Origin of the sequence: Paenibacillus prosopidis (assembly GCF_003337375.1) — a bacterium.
GTDB lineage: Bacteria > Bacillota > Bacilli > Paenibacillales > Paenibacillaceae > Pristimantibacillus > Pristimantibacillus prosopidis.
Map to the genome: position 1 here is coordinate 118456 of NZ_QPJD01000008.1, position 17640 is coordinate 136095.

The window sequence follows — 17640 nt, forward strand, 5'->3', positions numbered from 1 at the left end:
AAGTCGATAAGGTGAAAATGAGAGGTCGAGTTTGGAGCAGAGTGCTGGAAAGCATGATTATATAATGAGAACACAAGCCAGCGGGTTTCAATGAAATCGCAATGCAATCGCTAACAAATCGCTGGTTATACCATACACAATGAAAATGGGGGATTCACGATGGTTCAGAAAATGAAGTGGTTTTCCGCATTAATGGCTCTTTGCATGATATTGCTATCCGCATGTTCTTCAAATGGAGACAGCAATGGTGAAACGGTAAGCAATTCTGGAAGCGGAGGAGAAAAGCCTTACGAGCTAAATATTGTATTTCCTATTTTTGGCGGTGTGCCGACCGATCTGCAAGCTGTACAAGATCAAATCAGCAAATTGGCTTTGGAGAAGATTAACGCTACTGTCAAGCTGACTCCGATTAATTTCGGCGCTTGGGATCAGCAGACGAATCTGATGCTGACAAGCGGAGAGAAGATTGATCTAATGATGCTGACCGGCAATACGTATCCACTTAAGGTGGCCAAGGGCCAATTGACGGCGCTGGATAAATTGATTGAAGAGCATGGTCAAGGGATCAAGAAAGTATTCGATCCTGCTTATTTATCTGCCAGCAAAATAGATGGAATCACTTACGGTGTCCCTTCGAACCGCGATCTCGCAACGACTTATTCGTTTACGATGAGGAAGGACATGGTCGATAAATATAAAATTGATGTTACGTCCATTAAAACATTAGATGATGTGGAAGCTGTTTTGAAGACGATTAAAGAAAACGAGCCAACCATGGCACCTCTTATACCAGCCGCAGTTGGAAGATCGATCGCAGAGAGCTATGTTACTTATGATAGCTTGGGAGATACGTTCGGTGTATTACCAAATTTCGATAATGGTTTGAAGGTCGTTAATTTGTACGAAATGCCCGAATACGCAGGTCTATTGAACAAAATTCATAGCTGGTACAAAGCAGGATACATCCTAAAGGATGCAGCGACGAATAAAGACAGTCAGTTCGATCTATTGAAATCGAATCGCGGCTTCGGCTACTTGGCAAATACGAAGCCTGGTTTTGATGAACAGGAAACAAAGAACGGCGTTGCCGTTGTATCCGTTCCATTTACCCAGCCTGTTGCTACAACAGCTTCTATTATTGGCGTTATGTGGGGGATTCCAGGCAGCAGCAACAATGCTGATAAAGCGATGCAATTTTTAAATCTTATGTATACGGATAAAGAAATCGTAAATCTATTCGATTGGGGAATCGAAGGCAAGCATTTCGAGAAAGTATCGGATAACGTTATCAAATTTCCACAAGGCGTCGACGGGACGAACAGCGGATATAATTTGTTCATGGGCTGGATGTTTGGTAACCAATTTCTTTCTTACACCTTTGAAGGCGACAACCCTGACATTTGGAGTCAAATGGACGAATTCAATTCTTCAGCGTTAAAATCCAAAGCTTTAGGATTTATATTTGACGTTGACTCAGTGAAAACGGAGTTTGCAGCTGTGACAGCTGTCAGTCAGGAATTCCGTCTCGCACTTGAAACGGGCATGATGGATCCGAGCAAATACCTTCCTGAATTTATTTCGAAGCTGAAATCAGCAGGAATCGACAAAATTATAGCTGAAAAGCAAAAACAGCTGGATGAATGGGCGAAATCGAATAAATAAAAAAGATGAGCCCCGGACTACTGAATTGGGGCTCTCGTTCAAAGGAGAATCTAAATGAAGCAATTACCCTATCTCAAAAATGAGGATGGATTAACAACTTTGTACGTGGACGGAGCACCCTATATCGCTTTAAGCGGTGAGATTCATAACTCCAGTTCGTCCAGTCTCGAATATATGAAGACGAAAGTTTGGCCGAACTTACGAGGCTTGCATTTGAATACCGTGATCGTGCCTGTATTTTGGGAACTAATGGAGCCCGTTCAAGGTCAGTATGACTTTGCTCTGGTTGACGGCATTATCGAGCAGGCAAGAGAAGAAGGCGTAAGACTTATCCTGCTATGGTTCGGGCTGTGGAAAAATGGTCGATCTACTTATGCGCCTTCCTGGATAAAAAAAGATTATCAATCCTATTTCAGAGCGCGTTATCCGGGCGGAGCGGCATCGGATACGATTTCACCGTTATGCGACGCAGCCGTTGAAGCGGACGCTACGGCGTTTCATTCTCTGATGAAGCATTTGAAGGATATAGACGGGGAGGAGCAAACCGTCATTATGATGCAGATCGAGAACGAAATTGGTTTTCTGGGGGCGGAAAGAGATTACTCGGATAAGGCTAACAAGCAATTTGAAGAGGTTATTCCATCGGGCCTTGCTGCCCTATATAGTAATAACGGGAACTGGAAAGAGGTATTTGGTGAAGCAGCCGCTGAAAATTTCATGGCCTATCACTATGCTTGCGCTATAGAGAAAATTGCTAAATCCGGTTCGAAAGCGTATCCGCTGCCAATGTTTGTTAACGCATGGCTGGAGCAATACCCTTGGAAGGCAGGCACTTATCCGAGCGGCGGTCCAATTGCGAAGGTTATGAAAATATGGAAGCACGCCGCTCCGACCATCTGTCTGTATGCGCCAGATATTTATTTACCTAATTTTGCTGAGGTTTGCGAAGAATATACGGCAGACGGCAATCCTCTCTTCATTCCGGAAGCAAGAAGAGATATGGTGTCGGCAACGAACGTATTTTACGCTATCGGAAAGCATAATGCACTATGCTTTGCCCCGTTCGGTATTGAGGATTTTCTTGCTACAGCGACAAATGAAGACGGACCGGATTTCGGAATCATGATGGCACTTAATATCGATATGTCGGCCTTCATTTTAAATGGTACCGGACCATATCTCGCCGAAAGCTATAGATTGCTCGGCAATATGATGGGTATTATTAACCGGTATCGGGGTACTGGGAAAATGACCGGTTTCCTGCAGCATCATAACAGTGGATGCTTGCTGACTTTCTCGAAATATGATGTGAAGCTTACCTATAAACGGCAGGAGGACGGCAAGCCAGTTTCAGGGGGGCTGATTATCGAGGTTAACGAGGATGAGTTTCTATTCGCGGGAATCGGGTTCTCGGTGGAATTTCTTCCGAAATCGGGAGAAACGGATAAGATCGGCTACATTCAAATCGAGGAAGGCGAGTTTATGAATGATCAATGGATTAGAGGTAGAGTATTGAACGGTGATGAAGCTGCTTATATGATTTCGATAGGTCGAAAACCAGCTGCTCTTAAAGTGGAGATGTATAAATATAATTAATCTATCAGCAAGGCCGTTTCTTCAAAACCTGGTTTCGGAGAAGGGGGCTATTAAATAAGCGATACGAAGGGATAAGGATGGCTTAAAGGGCTTTGGATACAGACAGAGTTGGATAACCGGAAGTAATAGAACAGATTCTAATATAAAAATACGAAAGTGCCCAACTTTGCTGCATTGCAAGGTTGGGACTTTTTTAGTTTGTTACTTTTTTGGACGGTATGACGATCCGGCTGCCAAGTACCATTAAACAACTTTATTTTCATTCCGGACACTTATTCGCCTCTTTGCTAAACATCTTTATTTTCTCTCACCTGATAGTTACCGGCTCATGACTTCGGCATTTGCTTTCGTATAAATCGTCACCCTGTGAGAGCCCGTTCATTCATTTTTCGAAAACATCTCATTTCTAAACTTATTCGGGCTGCATCCTACGTTCTTCTTAAAAATCCGGCTAAAATGCTCAGGGTTGGCATAGCCGATCTGCTCGCTAATTTGCTGAATCGTCAGTTGGCTGTTTTTGAGCAGATCCATAGCCGCTTCGATTCGCAGGCGGGTTAAATAGCCGATAAAGCTTTCTCCTGTTTCTGACGAGAATAATCGGCTCAGATAGGTCTCACTGACTTGAATTTGCTCGCTAACCGACTTCAACGTGATGTCCTCGCGGTAAAGCTGCTTCATATATTCTTTTGCTTTCCTGATTTTAGAGGAGACATGTTCATTTCTATGGCTAATTTCATCAAATATCGATAATAAAATATGTTCAAGATACCTGTTCATTTCATCAAGTGTTTCATACTTAGTAATATGTTCCATAAAATTAATGTCCTTCTTAAAAATATCCTCGGCAAAAATATCTTTTTGATATAAATGACCCATAATGATATAAATAAACTCCAAATACAGGCTATGGGCCATATTGATACTCGCGGGGTTCAGGCTTTTCGTGTATTGGACCATATTTTGAATCTCGGCTTTCAACTGATGCTGGTCTTGGCTGAATAAAGCTTGGATGATCTCTCTTTCTTTGCCTGTCAGACTTCCATGCGAAGTATTTTCGATCTGGGAGAGATCGTGTTCGTAGATAATTTTCCCTTTCCCGTATAGGAGTTTTAGTTCGTTAGCAGCCAGGGCCTGCACATACAAAGAAGGGATGTGCAGATAACCATTTTGAGTGCTGCTGACGCCGATGGTTACGGATATATTCAGGAACATGAACAGTGCCTGCTTCACGTTGTTAAGGAAGTAGCTTAGCTTCCGATGCACAACGGCCATGCTATTCTCATGATTAATACTGCTGATTAATGCGTATTTGCCTTTTCCAATCACGATTAACTCGCCCATTTTAAATTCCGAGGTCTTTTGATTGAATACGTTCAATATTGAGAGGTTGATATTTGTAAGCACGACACTGTCGTATTTGTCTTCCATGACTTTATAATTATCTACCGATATGATGCTAACGTTCAAATTCGCCTTTGTTAGCTGAATCTGATAAGCAGCGATTTTATTGTCGATGTCACTTGGGATCAACCCATTCAACAAATTCTCTAGAAATTTTTGCTTTAAATACACATTGTTACTCCGTTGTTCCTCGTGGTTTTGCTTCGCGGCTGAGATCAGATCGGAAGATTTCTGCATCAGCTTAAGCAACGATTCGAAGTTCAACTCGGATTTCAGAATATAGTCCTGAATGCCCAGCATGAAGGCCTGTCGAACAAACGGGTAGTCGTTGAAGGCGCTCAAGACAAGAATAGGGATCTGATCGTCCCACTTTCGGATTTGCCGGATAACCTCAATCCCGTTCATTTTCGGCATGCTGATATCCGTCAGGATAATGTCGAAGCTCTTTTCGGTTTTGAGCTTGTCCAACGCATCTGCACCGTCATGTGCCTCGCCTGCCATTTCGAAGCCATATTTCTCCCACGGACCTAATGATTTGATCGTCATTCTGACTAGCGGTTCGTCATCGATGAGTAGGACTCTATGCATATGCCGCACTCCTTGTAGGTAGGGAATCATCATTAATCAACGGAAGCGTTAGTATAACCGTAGTGCCTTTGCCCTGCTCGCTTTGAATCGTCAGTCCATATGCTTCTCCGAAGTTCAACTTGATTCGTTGATGGACATTGTTTACCCCTATTTTGTTAAAACCGTGATTGGAGTTAGTTTCCATTCTATTTTGCACTAGTCCTGCTGCTTGAATAGGAGTCATACCGATTCCGTTATCAACCACACGGATCTCTAATGATTGGCCCGCTTGCCGAGCAAAGATTCCGATTTCCAGTTTCTCGAACACATCGACCATGCCATGCAGAATGGAGTTCTCTACAATCGGCTGCAGCAGTAGTTTCAGCATGTAACACTGGCTTATTTCGGGTGGTACGTTGAAGGTAATATCAAACCGATCCCCGTATCTGAATTTCATGAAATAGGCGTAACTCTGAAGCGTTTCATACTCCCCGGCGATCGTTGTATATACACCGTCCCGAGACAAGGTATTGATCAGCAGTTTGGATAAGGCTTCTGTCATCATTTTGATATTGTCCACTCCGTGGATATCGGCCATCATCGTGATGGAGTTGAGCGTATTGAGCAAAAAATGCGGATTTATCTGATATTGCAACGATTTGATTTCAAGCTGTAATCTCTCCGTTTTCTCAATATCAATGTTTGTGATCAGATTGTTTATTTCTCCGACCATCCGGTTAAAGGTCTTGTTCAAAAGGGCCAGTTCATCTTGTCCGTGTACAGGGACGAGGGTGTTCAGGTCACCCTTCTCGACAAGGGACATTTGGCGTATAAGCTTTTTAACTGGATTGACAACCGTCTTGGTTATTGAAGTAAAGAATACGGTTACAAACAACAATATGATAAATGCAAACACTCCGATAATGATAAGCATGACTCGATTAACATCTTGGGTCAGCTCGTTATACGAGATGGTATTGACGACCTTCCAATGGGTTGACGGGACGGTGTAATAAGTCATTAATAATTTGTCGTTATCCATATGATAATTCAATGATCCGTAGTCTTTGGAGAAAAGATGCTGTTGCCTCTGAATGTTTGTGATTTTGTCGTCTTTCGAAGAAACGGGTTCGCCTTCTGGCGTCAGGATATCTATCCTGCCCACTTTGCTTAATTGGATGCCGGAGTATACCTTTTCGAAAGTGTTCTCCTTAAACGTGATGTAAATCAATTCAACTTCCGAAGGGTTTACGTATGCTGCGTTATTGACGAAAGATGCAATCGCGATGGAATATTCGCCGTTATCTCGGCTTCCGGTATACAACGAATTTTTGAGTCTCCCCAGAACGCGGATGCTTTCATTGTTCTCCTTCATATTCGAATACCAGGAGGCGCTTTTCAGCAAAGCGGGTTCGACGGGGATCGGTGCGTTATAGGTATAGTACTCGTTATCTTTGAAGATAAAAGTGATGCCAGTCAAATCAGTCGTGTAATTAAAAAAAGAGCTGAGCTGGCTGTTGATTTGACTTGAGAGCATTAATTTCTGGTAATCGTCGGTTGCCGCGCGCCACTTGTTAATGTTTTCGATGATGCCAGGCGAGGCATCCATGGCATTGGTCTCTGAAATTATGCTGGAATTGGAATATATATAACGAAGCACATTTTCATCGATTTTTTTCGCGATTTGCTCCGTGAGCTGAAGATTTTTGTTCGTATTAGTACTGATCAACGTATCTACAAAAGTCAAATATAACATTCCTCCGGCTAGGATCAGTGGAGCAGGGATAAAGAGCAGAAAGATGACGATAAACTTCACAAGCACTCTGCGTTTAATGAGTTTTAATATAGCTAGTCACCTGCCGCAATCGTAATTAATCCAATTGTTAACATAACCATTTAATATTTTATAAGTCATATGCTATCACACACATCGCTATTTTACAGCTATGTTTATAAAGAAATGAATAGGGAAAGGTTGGGAGTATAAAAAGATCAAAAAGCAGCAAAATAGATCATTTCCAAAATGGAAGCGTTATCATAAAATCAATCTATCTTATTGAAAAGGATGGATCAAAACATGAGGTCAAAAAAACTAGTTTCAATTTCCATGATGGTTGTATGTTTTTGCTTATTATTTACAAGTTCAATTTTTGCGGCTAGCAATCAGGTTGATATTTTTATACCGGATCCTAATATAGTCGTTGATAGTAACGATGTTGGAGCAAATTACCCTAGGCTTATTCAACTTAACCATAGCGGTTCAGCGAATGGCACCTTACTAGCCACTTTTGAGCAATCCCCTGGCAACACGGGCAATAAACCGGTATTTCCTATCTATAGAAGCACGGATGACGGGAAAACTTGGACCCATCTATCTGATATCGTGGATACGCAAAACAATTGGGGAATGGTTTGGCAGCCGCAATTGTTCGAGATGCCGCAGACGATTGGCAATGTTCCTGAGGGGACCATATTGGCTGCAGGGTACAGTGTTCAATTTGGTAGCAATTGGGTGCACCGATATGGAAAAATAGATCTATATCGAAGCGATGATCATGGGCTTACATGGCAATTTATGAGTAACATTGCACAAGCCGGCGACTATGATCACCCGATATGGGAACCGTTTTTTGCAATTGATAAATACGGTAATTTAGTATGTTATTACTCGGATGAACGGGAGCATGAATTGCACAGCCAAAAGCTTGTTCACCAGGTTTCGACGGATGGAGGATACACTTGGGGGCCCGTTGTTGAAGATGTAGCCTTGGCAGATTCATCTCTGCGACCTGGGATGCCTGTCGTAACTAAGATGGGAAATGGTCAATATATGATGGTGTATGAAGTTGTCGGCATGAATGCAAATCCTATTCATTTTAGATTTTCAAACGACGGAGTCAACTGGGGGGATCCGTTAAATATAGGAACAAAGCTTACATCGGTTGATGGCGTTACTCCTGGCTCGAGTCCCTATGTCGTCTGGTCACCTGTAGGAGGACCGAAGGGTACATTAATTGTTTCAGGCAAATTCCAAGTTCCGCTTTCTTCCCGTGGCAGCGATTACTTTGTGAATTATAATTACGGAATAGGGCCTTGGTATAGGATGCAAGGACCGCTTACCTATACATCAAACAATATGACGGGATACAGTCACAGCATGGCCTTATCGCCTGATGGACAATCCATTTATCATATTAACAATATTGATCTTCCGGGCACGAATAAGAGCAGGATCACTTTTGAAAAAACGACACTTCAAGTTGGGTCAGGGTATTCCTATAAACTAGTGAATAAAAACAGTATAAAGCCTCTAGCAGTTAGTGGCGGATCCATGGAAAATGGAACTAATATCATTCAATGGAGTGACACATACGGCACTGAACAGAATTGGTATTTGATAAACGCGGGGGATGGTTATTATGGAATTATTAATACAAAAAGCAATCAGGCAATATCCATGGGCAGTAGTTGGACTGGAGATGGCGGAAATGCCATTCAGTGGCCGTATTACTCAGGGGACGAGCAGTTATGGACGCTAGAGCTTCAAACAAACGGCTTCTATAAAATAAAAAATAAAAACAGCGGAAGATATCTGAACGTTAATCAGGGCTCGACTGCCAATGGGGCACAAATTGGACAGATAGCGAATAATGAATCTGCCTCTCAAGAGTGGCAAATCCAATTCACAGATGTATTGCCTTCCAATACTATTCTTAATAAGATTCAAAACCCAAGCTTTGAAGCGGATCAAGCATGGACGGCCTCGCCAGCTTCATGGACGACATGGACAAATAGTACCAATGCTTCATATGTTGAAACCGTTGGTGGTGCCCATTCTGGTAATTGGCATGGTACACATTGGAAAAACACTTCATACAAGGCTTACACATACCAGACTTTTACAGGTTTGGCTAATGGGACTTATACGCTTCGTGCATATGTAAAAGGAAGCGGCGGTCAGAATCAAGCATGGATGAGTGCTAAAGATTTTGGTTCTGCCGAACTTACAGCTAACATACCGACTTCCAGCTATTATACTCAAATAACAATCCCTAACATTAACGTAACGAATGGTCAAATTACAGTTGGTTTTTGGTCTGATGCCAGTGCCAATCAATGGATAAATTTCGATGATGTTGAGTTTTTCAAAAACTAAGTAATATAAAGTCAAGAATTATGGAACAAGGCTATAGCTGCCCCATTAAAACTGCTTTCCTCCTACCATCGTAGGGGGGATTTTTTTTGAACAACATTACAAACTGGAACGTATCGAAATATTGCGATTTTTTTAATCAATATGACTTTGTAAGCAGGTAAAGAAGCATCAAAAAGAGACAAGATAAATCATGGCTGCTCAAACGCGGTATACTTATAATTAAAATCAAGGCGGTGACAACACCGCTTCAAAATTGATAGATGGGGGATACACCATGGGAATTGCTAAAAAGTTTAAAGGAATTTGCATCGCGCTGGCTTCGCTTGCAATCACGGCAACGGCATTGGCGGGATGCGGTTCCAACCAGGACGCACAAGAATCGCAAGGGTCAGGCAATCAGGTGGAATCGGCTTCACCCAGCAAAGAAAGAATTACACTCACCGTAGAGATCTTCGCGGAAGATTTGGACTACTGGCAAAAGAAGAGCCAAGAAGATGCCTTCAAAAAAGCTCTGCCAAACGTCACGCTGGACATTCAGTCCGTCAAGGATTCGAATGAGTTGTTAAAAACTTTAAAGATTCGACAAGCCGCAAACGAAATGCCTGACCTGTTCTATATGAAACCGGATCATGTGCTGCAGTTGAAAGATTCTTTGTACCTCTGGAATGCGGACGATCCGCTCGTAACAATGAATAAGTCCGTGGACAAGCTTGAGGTCAACAAGGCTGGCGAAGGTAAATATTATGGTTTGCCGATGAAACAATTTTCAGAATGGGTCTATTATCGGAAATCGGTATTTTCGGAATTGGGGCTTCAGGTGCCGCAAACCTGGGACGAATTTGTCAGCACCGCCAAAGCAATTCAAGACAGCGGTAAATACCAAGGGGTGGCGCTGGGAGCGAAAGATGCCTGGACACAATATCCGTTTATAGGTTTTGGCCCGAACACATTCTTCAACGACGACAACACCGCTTCCGAAGCAGCGAAGACGGATACGCCTTTTAGTCCCGATGGCAATTACTACAAAGCATTTGAAATGGTTGAGAAGCTATACCAGACAGGAGCGACCGGTAAAGCCCTTGGCATCGGCTATTCGGAAGCAGGCCAATTGTTCGCCAGCAAAAAAGCGGGAATGATCGTTATCGGACAGTATTATTATCCGGATTATGTCAAGTATGGTGGAGATATTAACGACGTGGGACTCTTCCCGCTTCCAGTCGTAAACGACAAAAGTGAAACTAACAGGCAAGTAACCGTGGTGGATCTGCCATTCGGGATCTCGAAAAACAGCAAGCATATCGAAGAAGCGAAGAAAGTGCTCGAATGGTATTTTAGCGAGGAAATCTATAAGGAGTACCTGACGGAAAGAACGATGAGTTCAACCATTAATGGCATTGAAGCGGACAATCTATTTACAACTACAGCGAAAACGCTTGACGTGACTCCTTTCTTTATAAAGGATGGGAACGAAGACGCCGTAAAGCTTTCTAACGAAACGAAATGGGATGGCAACGCCATCGGCCAACAGATGCTTGCCGGAAAAGATTTCAGACCGATTTTTGAAGACTTGAATAAAAAATGGACATCGGCAAGAAAAAAACTAGGCATTCAATAGTGAATAGAAGCTTCGGGAGAAGATTGCTGCGCTATGGACGCAGCAATCTTCTTTCATAAAAGGAGTGCGGCAGGATGAATTATAGTCTTCAAAGAAAATTGATCATTTTCTCCTTTTTGTTTATTCCGCTCGCTTTGCTCGGCGTGTTTATGCTTTTGCCGACCTTCAAGCTGTTTCAGCTTAGCTTGACGGATTGGGACGGATATTCAAAATCTTTCCAATATATCGGACTCGATAACTTCAAGACTATATTTCTGGATTCGGGAGATGTCTGGCTTTCCTTAAGAAACAATGGGTATTACTTCATCGGCCACCTTGCTGCAATTCCTTTTGAAATTGCCGTCGCTTCCATGTTGTGCGGCGCGGTAATTGGGAGCCGATTTTTCAAATCCATTGTGTTTATGCCCTATATAATTAATGGTGTGGCGGTAGCGCTTGCTTTCTCGTTCTTCTTTTCGCCAAGCGGCGGGTTCAACGCCATATTGGATGCCCTGCATCTGAGCAGCCTGAAGCAGGACTGGTTGGGGGATTACCGAGTCATTAATTTCACCTTAGTATTTGTATCTTTGTGGAGGTATTGTGGACAGCATGTCGTCTTTTTTATCGCAGGGATCATGTCGATTCCCAAAGAATACTACGAGGCGGCAGAAATCGATGGTGCGAACAAATTCCAAATGTTTCGGCATATTACGGTACCAGGGATCAAAACGATTATTGAACTTGTTCTCTTCCTGAATGTCCGGGGAGTGCTTGCTGCCTTCGAAATTCCTTTCCTGATGACTAACGGAGGACCAGGTTACGAGAGCTCCACCTTCGTAGTGTACACCGTCAAGGAAGCCTTCCAATTCAGTCATGTGGGACTGGCATCAGCACTGGGCATTATGTTAATGTTTATAACCGTTGTCGTCTATATACTGCAGAAGAAGATTATCAGGATCAGTGGGTGATTTTATGGAAGAGTCTAAACAGGTTCGTCGGCTGCGCAGGCTTCGTCTGACTACAGTCATTAAATATGCGGTTTTGGCCGCCATTGTTGCAATTGTCTTCATCCCGTTATCGGTTATTTTATTATCCGCGTTCAAAACGCCGCCGGAAATGGTTCAAGGTACGGTATTTGCATTGCCCAAGTCCTTGAATTTAAACAACTTTACCGATTCCTTTAAGCAGGCTAAAGTTCTGCTCGCGCTCAAAAATACGTTATTAATTACGGTAACGAGCGTTCTGCTGAATGTTATAATCGGCGCTATGGTTTCTTATATTATTGCGAGATTCAACTTCAAGGCAAAAAAACTGGTCATGGGCATATTTATGGTGGCGATGATTGTCCCGTTTACAACGATTGAAGTCGCGCGTTTTTCTATCGTCAAAAACCTGGGCTTATACAACACGCTTTGGGCTCCTATTCTCATCTATGTGGGTGCCGATCTCATGCAAATTTTTGTTTACAAGCAGTTTATTGATAAAATTCCCGAATCTTTAGACGAAAGCGCTATGTTGGAAGGAGCATCGTATTTCACCATATTTAGAAAAATCATATTTCCTTTGATCATCCCCGCAGCGCTTACCGTGGCGATCATCAAGTTTGTGGAAATAAGCAATGACATGTATGTTCCGTATCTATATATTCCCTCGGACAAATTTAGGACTTTAAGCACCACATTGATGATATTTCAGGGTGACCGGACTTTGGAGTGGGGGAGTTTAAGTGCCGGCGTAATCTGGGTGATTTTGCCAGCCCTGCTGATCTACTTTGTATTCCAGAAATATATTTTTTCTGGCTTGGTAGCTGGCGCGTCTAAGGAATAAAAGTAAGGCGACAGGCAAAGAAGTTTCCCCCATGGTTATTTGGAGATAGATGGACCATATTTTGAGTTAACGAACCAAATATCGAAACAACTAAACCAGTCATCCATTTGTAAGGGATTGTCTGGTTTAGTTTCGCTTGATATCTTCTCTAGGCGGAAAACCAAACATGCGGGAATATTCGCGACTGAATTGCGATTGGTTAAATTCAATGACGTCTCTGATTCGATAGGCATTGCTACCTTCTATCGCCATTTGTTCCAGCGCATCCCCATGGGGAACCTTGTAGAACCCAATAGAAGATTTCCTTGATGAATAAAGGTGCAAGCGAGGAGATTGTTGGTCGTGCTTTAAAAGATTATGCTAATCGTGATGAAATTGTCATCGCGACAAAGGTTCATGGTCGTATGCATGAAGGTCCAAATGGGGCCGGACTTTCCCGAAAGGCAATCATGAGTGAAATTGATAAGAGCCTAAAGAGATTGGGAACCGATTATGTCGATCTTTATCTAATCCACCGTTGGGATTACCATACTCCCATTGAAGAAACGATGGAAGCATTGCATGATGTTGTGAAGGCTGGGAAGGCAAGATATATTGGCGCTTCAGCCATGTACGCTTGGCAGTTCCAAAAGGCATTACATGTAGCGGAGAAAAATGGGTGGACCCGTTTTGTAGCGATGCAGAATCATTTAAACCTCATCTATCGTGAAGAGGAGAGGGAGATGCTGCCGCTTTGCAAGGAAGAAAAGATCGGTGTGATTCCATATAGTCCGCTTGCATCAGGAAGATTGACTCGTGATTGGTCAGAAACAACGCATCGATCCGAAACCGATCTGATTCAAAAATCGAAGTACGATGCGACTGCAGATACGGATCGAATGGTCGTAGAGCGGGTGGTGGCAATCGCAGAAAAACATGGCGTTCCCCGTATTCATATCGCACTTGCCTGGCTGCTGCAGAAAGAACCCGTCACAGCTCCTATTATCGACGCTACTAACACATCTCATCTCGAAGGTGCTGTAGGAGCTCTATCGGTTAAGTTAACATCGGAAGAAATTGACAGATCAGTGTTTTCCTTGGTTATTTCAAGGTTAAGCTGATCTTTTTACTTTTTCTAGGCAAGAATCTACGGCCGAATTAAACAACTTTATTTTCAAACCGGAATCTATGTCTAAACTTCGTTTCCACACTCTCTCTCATGGTTCAAGATAGACCAACAAGTATTATAGGATTCCCAAAGAACTATAGCGGCAGTCAAGGATTATTTCTCGTCCACGGCTGCCGCTGTTTCGTTGATAGGGTATTCGCCAATTTGCAAAAGTCGACTACGTGACATGAAAAAGTCGACATCTGTATGGTTGTTACGGTTCGAGTCATATATGATTATTGGACAATGGGTATAATAGGCTTTTAGTCAGAAGAGGAGTGATCTCGATAATGGGCGGACTTTCCCGGCTTTCCTGGAATTCCATTCGATTTAAGCTGGTTGTCGGCTTGCTGCTGATCACGCTGCCGACCGTCGCTTTCCTTATATACAATAACCTTTATGCAATCCGCGTCGTCCACAATCAGGTGGCCGAATCCAACCGCAACCTTATGTCGATGTACATGGGGCAAGTCGACAACAACTTGAACGAAGTCGACAAATATTTGACGAACCTGATCGTAAACGATAAAGATCTTCAGGAAATGGCGTACAGCTCCTCGGAAGAGAATCGGATCTTAGCGAAAGTCCGCTTGGATAACAAGATAAGGGGCGACATCGCGACTTTCCAATCGGTCAATTCTTTGTTTGTCTATTCGATCCCCGGGCAAGATTACTTCGAAGCTTTTCAAGACTTCGAAAGCGTTCAGCAGAGGGATGAAGTTCGAGGATACATTCGCGTACTTCTTAACGAGTTGCAGAACGAGGGGGAACTACAAAACCGGCAATGGTATGTCCATCAAATCGGTCAGGGCTATTACTTGTTTCGAGTGCTTCAGACGAGCGATGCCTATATCGGCGCTTGGGTCAACATCGAGAAGCTATCAATTCCGCTCAACCTTCTGGACTTAGGCGAGAAAGGATTATCGTTGTTCTCGACCGACAACGGCACACCGATGACCCATGCTGATGCCGTTCGTGAATACGGCATCGATCTCAACCGCGACTTGCAGCAGTATTATTTGTCAGGGAAGACCAATTCATTCCTGGTTGTCGGAGAACGATCAGCTAAAGGCAATTTCAGCCTTATTGCGATCATTCCGGATGAACGGACATTGGAAAATTTACCTTATCTACGAAGGATCGCTTACGCGATTCCCATCGCCGCGATCATTCTGGTTCCGGCATGTTTGCTGCTGCTTCGGAAGATGGTGTTAAGGCCGCTCAAACGAATCCTTGCAGCCATGAAACGGATCGGTGAAGGGAGCTTGAACACCCGTATCGAGCCGTTTCCGACGTCGGACGAATTTCATCTCGTCAATGAGACGTTTAATCAAATGATGAAGCAGGTTCAAGAGCTGCGGATTCATGTGTACGAAGAGCAGCTAAGCAAGCAGAAGGCCGAGCTTCAGCATTTGCAGCTGCAGATCAATCCCCATTTTTTCATGAATTCCTTAAATATCATCTATAACTTGGCATTGGTCCGGAATTACGAGCTGATTCAGGAGATGTCGCTGAGTCTGGTGCAGTATTTCCGGTATATGTTTCGAAGCAATCTGGCGTTCGTTCCACTGAAAGAAGAGCTTAAGCATGTCCGTAATTATGTCCGGATCCAGGAACTGAGGTTTCCGGGGCTTCTCGAATTTCAGCAATCGGCTCCCGATTATTTGATGGATACGCGGATTCCGCCGCTTATCATTCAGACGTTCGTCGAAAATTCGATCAAGCATGCTGCTACCCCTAACGATTCCATCCGAATCTCAGTAAGGATCGACTTAGACGATTCAGGTGCGGAGCCACGGATCCTAATTGAAATTAAGGATAATGGCAAAGGCTTCAGGAACGATATTTTAGAAGAAATTCAAGCAGGCAACCGGATCGAAGACGAGCAGGGCGAACATATTGGGATCTGGAACGTGAAGCGGCGAATCCGTTTACTGTATGCTGACGAAGCCGATTTGTTCATTTCGAACGCTTTGCCGGCGGGAGCGATGGTTATGCTGCTGCTGCCGCTTCAATCTGAATCATAGAATGGAGAAGAGACATGACCCGATTGCTGATTGTTGACGACGAAGTTCATGCGGTAGAAGGCATTAAGGCGGCTGTAAATTGGGACAAGCTTGGTATTACCGATGTGCTAACCGCGTACAACATTCATCAGGCGAAACAATGTTATCATGCGAAGGATCCCATTGACATTATGCTGTGCGACATCGAAATGCCGATGGGCAGCGGACTGGATCTCCTTGCGTGGGTGAAGGAGCATTACCCGGATACGGAGTCAATCTTCTTGACGTGTCATGCGGATTTTCATTACGCGAAGCAGGCGATTCAACTGGGCAGCTTCGATTATTTGCTGAAGCCGATCCCGATCCCCGAACTCGAGAGCATCATCGCCAAGGCGATTGATAAAAAGACCGAGGAAAACCAGAAATCGGTGAACAGCCAATACGGCCAATATTGGATTCAGCATCAGCCGCTGCTCATCGAACGATTCTGGCTCGATATCTTAAACCGGTCGATTCCGTCATTTCCGGACTCGATCAGGGAAGCCGCCGCGGTTCGGAACATCCCCTATACGGAGCAAATGACGTTTATTCCGATTCTGATTGTCGTGAAGCGATGGCATAAGAGCCTGAATATGCGAGACGAGAAAATACTTGAATATGCGCTTCGCAACTCCGCCGAAGAGCTGCTGCTGAAGCTCGGGAGCTACGGACAACTCCTGCCGTTCGGTCAAGGCAGCTTGCTCGCCATACTTTCCATTGATCCATGGACAAGAAACGAAGAGATGCGGCTGCGGCAAAACTGCGAAGCGTTTATTCGTTCCTGCCGCGAATACTTCTATTGCGATCTGAGCTGCTACGTCGGCCGACCGGCTAATGCGCATGAGCTGCCGGCCATGACCGATCGGCTGCAAGCCAAGGATCTGAACAATGTTGCGATCGACAATCTTGTTCTGTTGCTGGACGAACAAGTGGAAGCGCCCGCCGCTCTTCACGAGCCGGAGCTTCAGGTTTGGTCGCTTCTGCTGAAAGAAGGCTCGACCGATAAACTGGCGGCGGAGGTCGCCCGATACCTGGAGGGGCCGACGCAAGTAATGGGGTTGGATGCTAAGCGGCTTCACCAGTTCCATCAGGATTTCCTTCAGATGGTGTACTCTTTCCTGCAATCGAAGGGAATTCAGGCCCGTCAGCTGTTCAGTGACGATGAGTCGATGGGGATGTCGCTGCATGCTTCCCGTTCGGTTAAGGATATGATCACTTGGTGCCGCCATATCATCGCCAAAGCGAAGAAGTACGTCCTTACGGTCGAACATTCCGAGTCGGTGGTGGACCGAGTGACAGCCTATATCGCTCAGAATATCGACAGCACGATGCCGCGGGAAGACATTGCCAAGCACGTCTATTTGAATCCCGATTACTTGGACAGGATCTTTAAGAAAGAACTGGGCTTTTCCGTAACGGAATATGTTGTCCGGCAGCGAATTGAAGTCGCACGGAAGCTGCTTAGCAATACCAATCTTCCGGTGTCAGCCGTCGCTATCCAAGTCGGGATGACCAATTTTTCGCATTTTTCTCGCCTCTTCAAGAAGTATACGAACCGAAACCCGCTCGAATTCCGGCAGGAGGAACAATCTCGATCTGACCGATGTTAGATGGTCGACCTCGTGACATTCGGAAGTCGACGTCA

11 protein-coding genes and 1 pseudogene are annotated in these 17640 nt (G+C 44.2%); 9 read left to right on the forward strand and 3 right to left on the reverse strand.

From position 1 onward, the window contains the following. Nucleotides 1–159 precede the first annotated feature (159 nt). Both DFP97_RS14140 and DFP97_RS14145 read left to right on the forward strand, forming a co-directional pair. Nucleotides 160–1662, forward strand: coding sequence for an ABC transporter substrate-binding protein (locus tag DFP97_RS14140; RefSeq protein WP_114380803.1), 1503 nt, complete (start codon nt 160–162; stop codon nt 1660–1662). Between the two features lie 54 nt (nt 1663–1716). Beyond that, nucleotides 1717–3258: a GH35 family beta-galactosidase gene (locus DFP97_RS14145; RefSeq protein WP_114380805.1), complete on the forward strand. Its 1542-nt coding sequence runs from the start codon at nt 1717–1719 to the stop codon at nt 3256–3258. Between the two features lie 378 nt (nt 3259–3636). Here DFP97_RS14145 and DFP97_RS14150 read toward each other — a convergent pair whose 3' ends face one another. Beyond that, nucleotides 3637–5247: a response regulator gene (locus DFP97_RS14150; RefSeq protein WP_181873523.1), complete on the reverse strand. Its 1611-nt coding sequence runs from the start codon at nt 5245–5247 to the stop codon at nt 3637–3639. After that, nucleotides 5240–6973, reverse strand: a complete 1734-nt coding sequence (locus tag DFP97_RS14155) for a sensor histidine kinase (protein WP_181873524.1) — start codon at nt 6971–6973, stop codon at nt 5240–5242. Before DFP97_RS14155 ends, DFP97_RS14150 begins: the two co-directional genes overlap by 8 nt. Nucleotides 6974–7303: 330 nt before the next feature. Between DFP97_RS14155 and DFP97_RS14160 the strand changes: the two genes are divergently transcribed. The 4 genes from DFP97_RS14160 (at nt 7304) to DFP97_RS14175 (ending at nt 12803) form a co-directional block, all read left to right on the forward strand. Next, a complete protein-coding gene (locus DFP97_RS14160; RefSeq protein WP_181873525.1) occupies nt 7304–9382 on the forward strand; it encodes an RICIN domain-containing protein in 2079 nt (692 codons plus the stop codon). Between the two features lie 274 nt (nt 9383–9656). Next, nucleotides 9657–10997 carry an ABC transporter substrate-binding protein gene (locus DFP97_RS14165; RefSeq protein WP_114380813.1) on the forward strand — a complete coding sequence of 447 codons (1341 nt, stop codon included), beginning with the start codon at nt 9657–9659 and terminating at the stop codon, nt 10995–10997. A 74-nt stretch (nt 10998–11071) separates the two neighbouring features. Continuing rightward, on the forward strand, nt 11072–11944 hold the full coding sequence (locus tag DFP97_RS14170) for a carbohydrate ABC transporter permease (protein WP_114380815.1): 873 nt from the start codon (nt 11072–11074) through the stop codon (nt 11942–11944). Between the two features lie 4 nt (nt 11945–11948). Next, on the forward strand, nt 11949–12803 hold the full coding sequence (locus DFP97_RS14175) for a carbohydrate ABC transporter permease (RefSeq protein WP_114381009.1): 855 nt from the start codon (nt 11949–11951) through the stop codon (nt 12801–12803). A 126-nt stretch (nt 12804–12929) separates the two neighbouring features. Here the strand turns inward: DFP97_RS14175 and DFP97_RS31540 are convergent. Next, nucleotides 12930–13137, reverse strand: a pseudogene (locus tag DFP97_RS31540) (hypothetical protein); the annotation flags it as partial. On the opposite strand from DFP97_RS31540, the gene DFP97_RS14185 reads away from it, so the two are divergent. The 3 genes from DFP97_RS14185 to DFP97_RS14195 all read left to right on the forward strand — a co-directional run bounded on the left by DFP97_RS14185 (nt 13112) and on the right by DFP97_RS14195 (nt 17605). After that, nucleotides 13112–13903: an aldo/keto reductase gene (locus tag DFP97_RS14185; RefSeq protein ID WP_114380817.1), complete on the forward strand. Its 792-nt coding sequence runs from the start codon at nt 13112–13114 to the stop codon at nt 13901–13903. The pseudogene DFP97_RS31540 and the gene DFP97_RS14185 sit on opposite strands and share 26 nt — an antisense overlap. 337 nt (nt 13904–14240) lie before the next feature. Further along, nucleotides 14241–15977 carry a sensor histidine kinase gene (locus tag DFP97_RS14190; protein WP_114380818.1) on the forward strand — a complete coding sequence of 579 codons (1737 nt, stop codon included), beginning with the start codon at nt 14241–14243 and terminating at the stop codon, nt 15975–15977. Nucleotides 15978–15991: 14 nt separating this feature from the next. Further along, nucleotides 15992–17605 carry a response regulator transcription factor gene (locus DFP97_RS14195; protein WP_114380820.1) on the forward strand — a complete coding sequence of 538 codons (1614 nt, stop codon included), beginning with the start codon at nt 15992–15994 and terminating at the stop codon, nt 17603–17605. Nucleotides 17606–17640 lie beyond the last annotated feature (35 nt).

Bases quoted from the DNA above. Each gene is read 5' to 3' on its own strand.
- DFP97_RS14190 (WP_114380818.1), top strand. From the start codon at position 14,241: ATGGGCGGACTTTCCCGGCTTTCCTGGAATTCCATTCGATTTAAGCTG.
- DFP97_RS14150 (WP_181873523.1), bottom strand. From the start codon at position 5,247: ATGCATAGAGTCCTACTCATCGATGACGAACCGCTAGTCAGAATGACG.
- DFP97_RS14195 (WP_114380820.1), top strand. From the start codon at position 15,992: ATGACCCGATTGCTGATTGTTGACGACGAAGTTCATGCGGTAGAAGGC.
- DFP97_RS14175 (WP_114381009.1), top strand. From the start codon at position 11,949: ATGGAAGAGTCTAAACAGGTTCGTCGGCTGCGCAGGCTTCGTCTGACT.
- DFP97_RS14165 (WP_114380813.1), top strand. From the start codon at position 9,657: ATGGGAATTGCTAAAAAGTTTAAAGGAATTTGCATCGCGCTGGCTTCG.
- DFP97_RS14170 (WP_114380815.1), top strand. From the start codon at position 11,072: ATGAATTATAGTCTTCAAAGAAAATTGATCATTTTCTCCTTTTTGTTT.
- DFP97_RS14185 (WP_114380817.1), top strand. From the start codon at position 13,112: ATGAATAAAGGTGCAAGCGAGGAGATTGTTGGTCGTGCTTTAAAAGAT.
- DFP97_RS14145 (WP_114380805.1), top strand. From the start codon at position 1,717: ATGAAGCAATTACCCTATCTCAAAAATGAGGATGGATTAACAACTTTG.
- DFP97_RS14140 (WP_114380803.1), top strand. From the start codon at position 160: ATGGTTCAGAAAATGAAGTGGTTTTCCGCATTAATGGCTCTTTGCATG.
- DFP97_RS14160 (WP_181873525.1), top strand. From the start codon at position 7,304: ATGAGGTCAAAAAAACTAGTTTCAATTTCCATGATGGTTGTATGTTTT.